At 32.5% G+C, this 4,363-nt stretch carries 4 protein-coding genes and 1 pseudogene; 2 read left to right on the top strand and 3 right to left on the bottom strand.

Annotated elements, in window-relative coordinates; genetic code table 11:
* Both A9G40_RS03180 and A9G40_RS14145 read left to right on the top strand, forming a co-directional pair.
* Positions 1–628, top strand: a 628-nt coding sequence (locus tag A9G40_RS03180) for a DDE-type integrase/transposase/recombinase (RefSeq protein ID WP_218057926.1), incomplete at its 5' end; no start/stop codon positions are given.
* A 9-nt stretch (positions 629–637) separates the two neighbouring features.
* Positions 638–835: pseudogene (locus A9G40_RS14145) on the top strand (integrase core domain-containing protein); the annotation flags it as partial.
* 260 nt (positions 836–1,095) lie between these two features.
* On the opposite strand, the gene A9G40_RS03175 reads toward A9G40_RS14145, so the two are convergent.
* From A9G40_RS03175 to A9G40_RS03165, 3 genes are read right to left on the bottom strand one after another with little or no spacing between them, the layout of a single operon-like run.
* Complete coding sequence (locus tag A9G40_RS03175) at positions 1,096–2,460, bottom strand: MFS transporter (protein WP_065581866.1); 1,365 nt, start codon at positions 2,458–2,460, stop codon at positions 1,096–1,098.
* 1 nt (position 2,461) lies between these two features.
* Positions 2,462–3,634, bottom strand: a complete 1,173-nt coding sequence (locus A9G40_RS03170) for a cytochrome P450 (RefSeq protein WP_176700433.1) — start codon at positions 3,632–3,634, stop codon at positions 2,462–2,464.
* 32 nt (positions 3,635–3,666) lie between these two features.
* Positions 3,667–4,254: a tRNA-dependent cyclodipeptide synthase gene (locus A9G40_RS03165; protein WP_065581864.1), complete on the bottom strand. Its 588-nt coding sequence runs from the start codon at positions 4,252–4,254 to the stop codon at positions 3,667–3,669.
* Positions 4,255–4,363 lie beyond the last annotated feature (109 nt).

Here is a 4,363-nt window from a genome sequence, read left to right as displayed (position 1 = left end):
AAAAGCTTTAGTGCCAACAGGGGCACGTAAAACGTGGGCACAGCAACTACAACAAAATCATTCAGTTACTATTGCTATGAGTTGTGCCATTGTTGGTTTAAGCCGTTGTGCTTACTATTATCAAGCTAAGTTACAGGATGATTCGGTGATTGTTTCGGTGTTGAATGCTATCACAGACCGGCATTTACGCTGGGGCTTTCCTAAATGTTTTAATCGTATCAGAAAGCTCGGCTATCAATGGAATCATAAACGGGTATATCGGGTGTATTGTGAATTAAAGCTTAATCTCAGGGTAAAGCGTAAAAAACGCATTCCTCCACGATGCCCGGAAAGGTTATTAGTCCCCAATAAACAAGGTGAATGTTGGTCAATGGATTTTATGAGTGACAGTAGTCGTAATCAACGTCGCTTTAGGACATTCAATGTCATCGATGACTTTAATCGTGAGGCATTAGGTATTGATATTGCAGTAAGCTTACCGGCAGGGAGAGTTACCCGTTACTTAGATAAACTGGCCGAATATCATGGGTATCCATTAAAAATACGGGTCGATAATGGGCCAGAATTTACAGGAAAAACCTTTATAAACTGGGCTAAATCACATGATATAGCCATTGATTATATCTAGCCCGGTAGCCCTTATCAAAATGGTTATATTGAACGATTTAATCGTACCTATCGTACTGAAGTGCTCGATTTATATCTTTTTAACAACTTAGCGCAAGCAAGGAGAATAACCGAAGAATGGTTAACGATTTATAACACCGAAAGACCGCATGAGGCATTAAATAACATGACACCGCTCGAATATAAAATATTAAAACAGGCAGCTTAATTTTCTACGTGAGTTGTGTACTAAGTTTGGGGTATTTACAATACCGCTAAGAATATCTGCAAGAAAAGTATACCGTTACACTGTGTAAGTGGTTTAGAAAATTAGTTTAAACAGAAAAAATACCTTATTCAAGTTGAAACCTGCGTCAGCGGTTGAGACTCTTTATAGTTCATTCAATTGTTCAATACTGAATAAGTGGCTTAGCAGTATCGTTGAATAAGCGAAAAAAACGGAACTCACATGTTCCGTTTTTTTGTATGCTAAATCCTTGTATTCACTCGGCCAAAGAAAATATAGACAATAACCGCTAGAAAACCAAAAGCCAGAGACACAAAAAACATTGCCTGATAAGCGCAGTTTATTGAAATTATTTGATGTTGAGTGAGGTTGATTAATATTCCTGATAGTACGCCTCCAAATGCACCACCAATTTGCTGTGTAACACGCGTGATAGCGCTCGTGTCCTTAATTTGATTTTTATCACAGAACTCAAATGGAGAAGAGAGAACAGCAATCGTGGCGACGCCTAATCCGGAACCTCGAACAGTAAAACCGATAATTTCAAAGGCGTTGCCACCTACTTGAATTATTAATATACTTATTGCTGATATTATTAATCCTACACCAATAATTAGAAATGAATTTATCTCACTTAGAGATTTATAAATAAATTTTCTAGCCAACCAGGCACCTACACCTTGTAGAGCTAGCAACATACCAATATATGTAATAGATATATTATCATTTATTGCTTGTATTAAAGGAAAAAAAATCATGAAACCAAAAAAGATAAGTGACGTCAGAAATCCCATAATTATTGCGAACGAATATTGAATACAACTAAATGAACTTAAATCGATCAGTTTACTGTCTGACTTGTTATTAATAATAAGCGAAACCATCATCAAACCAATACCTAAAACTAGCATAATAATATTAAAAATATCAAAAAAATGCCCAGAAGTGATATTTTTAATAGAGATGAAAAATATTATTAAAGCAATTAAAAATGTCATTAATACATAAATATTCATATTGTATTTAGACGTTTTATTATCAGGCATTGTCGTTCTACCAAATAAAAAAGCCATAAGTACTAAAGGTATGTTGATAAAAAAAGCTATTCTCCAATTTAACTGTTCTGATATGATTGCTCCAAAAATTGGCCCTAGTGCAGGGGCAAAGACTGACGGAATAGCAATCAATGCCATAACCAGCTTTAGTCTTTCCTTACCAAAATAAGTTGCTATTGTAGATTGAGTAATAGGAATTAAAATTCCTGCACCAAAACCTTGTAGACATCTATACAAGATTAAAGAAACCAGATTATATGAAAATCCAACTAATATAGAACCAACAAGAAAGACAAAAATTGAGCATACCCATGCTTTCTTGAGTCCAAAATTTTCATGTACATAAGGTGATAGTAATATGCCAGCTGCGCAAGCAAGCATATATATGGTAACAGCCCATTGCATATAAGCATAAGAGGTATTAATGTCATTCGAAATTGAGGGTAAAATAACATTAACAATACTGCTATCTAATAATGGCAATATACTAGATAGTGTCATAGCAAACACTAACTTTCTTTCTGAGGTTGTCAGGTCAATCGATTGCTTCATATTAAACTCTTTCCAGATTATATTGAGTTGCGCCTCGTGTATATATTCCACCGAACGTTGGTGGTGTAATTTCTTTATAATTTTTAAGTATTAAAACTAATTTTTGAAGGGCGATATTTAATTGCATATTTGCAAATTGAGCACCAATACAAGCATGAATTCCCACTCCATATGAAAGATGTCCCTTAAATTCTCTTCGTGGATTGAATGTATTTGGGTGTTCAAAATATTTTTCATCTCTATTTGCTGATGGTATTAAGGAAAATATTAAATCTCCTTTTTTTAAGTTAACACCTTCAACACAACTATCATCCTCGACTTGGCGTGGAATTAAATGAACAGGTGGTGTAATTCGTAAGCTTTCCTGCAAGATACTATTAGTGCTGCAATCATTGGAGATAACTAGATCAATATAAGATTCATTTCTATAAAGGTGATAGATACAATTTGCTAAAACTTTATCAACTGGTTCTGAAGCTGCAAGTAAAATGTTTAATGAAAGTGCGACTATCTCACTATCACTTAATATTTCACTTTCATTACTATTATGAATAATAAAAGAAATAATATCATCTCCAGCACACTTTTTACGTTCATCGATTAAATCCAATATCACTTTTTCCAATTCTTCAGATGCAAATAGTGCGATATCTTCAGTCTCTTTTGAAAGATTAAACCCAGTCGCAAATTGAACTATGAGTTTTAATCTTTCTAGATACCAGTCTAATTTATTATAATCAATACCAATGATATTGAATGTTGTTAATAAAGCATATTTATTACCAAAATCATAAATAAAATCAAAGTTGTTCTTAGTTATAATTTCTGTTAACAATGAATCACATAGATTTGTCAGTTTGGGGTGATAATAATCTTTCAACACACGACCGGTAAGCTGATGTAAGAGCATGCTCTTTTTTATTTTATGTTCATTACCTTCCATCTGAGCCAGAACTTTTCCCCTCATTACTGGCTCAGCTCTTTTAGATAAAGGTTTTGTTGAAAATAATACTGAATTTCCAAGTATGCTACGAACAGCATCATAACTAATAGCTAAATGCGCATTTAAAGTTTTGTCATAAATAACGTTCTCCGTTTTATCCAATAAATCAATATATTTGTATGGATCTTGTCCATATTCATCAGACAACACTCCTGGAAAATGATTGTTCATAGTCAACATATTACCTCCATATTACTTAATAATTAAATTGAATGATCTTTAACAATAATTTTTGTATCTGAACTAGGGCTGATACTTAACTTTCCAGCATAAACATAATCAGCTATTGGCCATGAACAGTAATAAGATATATGCAGACTAGTTAGTGAAGATGACAATAAAGAAGGGGAAATAATAAAAGGAATTTCTCTTATTATATATTCTGTAGCAATAATAATATCCTGTTCTTTTATTTCAGATGTTTTACTGATGGCGTTTTTTCTATTCAAAATAGCTTTATATGACTGAGTTATACATAATGAGTGAAAATTCTCATTATTTTTAAAATCTTCTTTTATTATCTCTACATTTTTTTTATACAATTCGTCAGCATAAAAATCGGAAAATTTTAATATTCTTTTTGCAAAAAAATCATGACCAGACATTGATAAATAATTATTAATAGCTCTTTCAATTCGATAAAATTCTTTTCGTGATTTTTTACGTGCTTTTACCTCATTATCTCCAGCCCCTATTAAAAGATACTTAGCCTCTTCATGTGGATGTAAAACATCTACATGATCATAATTATCAAACCCCCACTCCAACATATTTTTATATGTAATTTTCATTAAATTTGGAATTAAAAGGGCTTATGCCAAATAAAACATGTTTTCCTTTCATTTTATACCTCTTTCTAGACAGCTAGCTACTAAAAATATATATAACATTAATTATTTC

This window comes from Gilliamella sp. Nev3-1 (assembly GCF_001690435.1).
GTDB lineage: Bacteria > Pseudomonadota > Gammaproteobacteria > Enterobacterales > Orbaceae > Gilliamella > Gilliamella apicola_C.
This window is presented reverse-complemented; position numbering and strand designations above follow the sequence as displayed.

What these genes read in the sequence shown, in the direction of transcription:
- A9G40_RS03165 (WP_065581864.1), bottom strand. Translation starts at nt 4,254, where the DNA reads ATGAAAATTACATATAAAAATATGTTGGAGTGGGGGTTTGATAATTAT.
- A9G40_RS03170 (WP_176700433.1), bottom strand. Translation starts at nt 3,634, where the DNA reads ATGAACAATCATTTTCCAGGAGTGTTGTCTGATGAATATGGACAAGAT.
- A9G40_RS03175 (WP_065581866.1), bottom strand. Translation starts at nt 2,460, where the DNA reads ATGAAGCAATCGATTGACCTGACAACCTCAGAAAGAAAGTTAGTGTTT.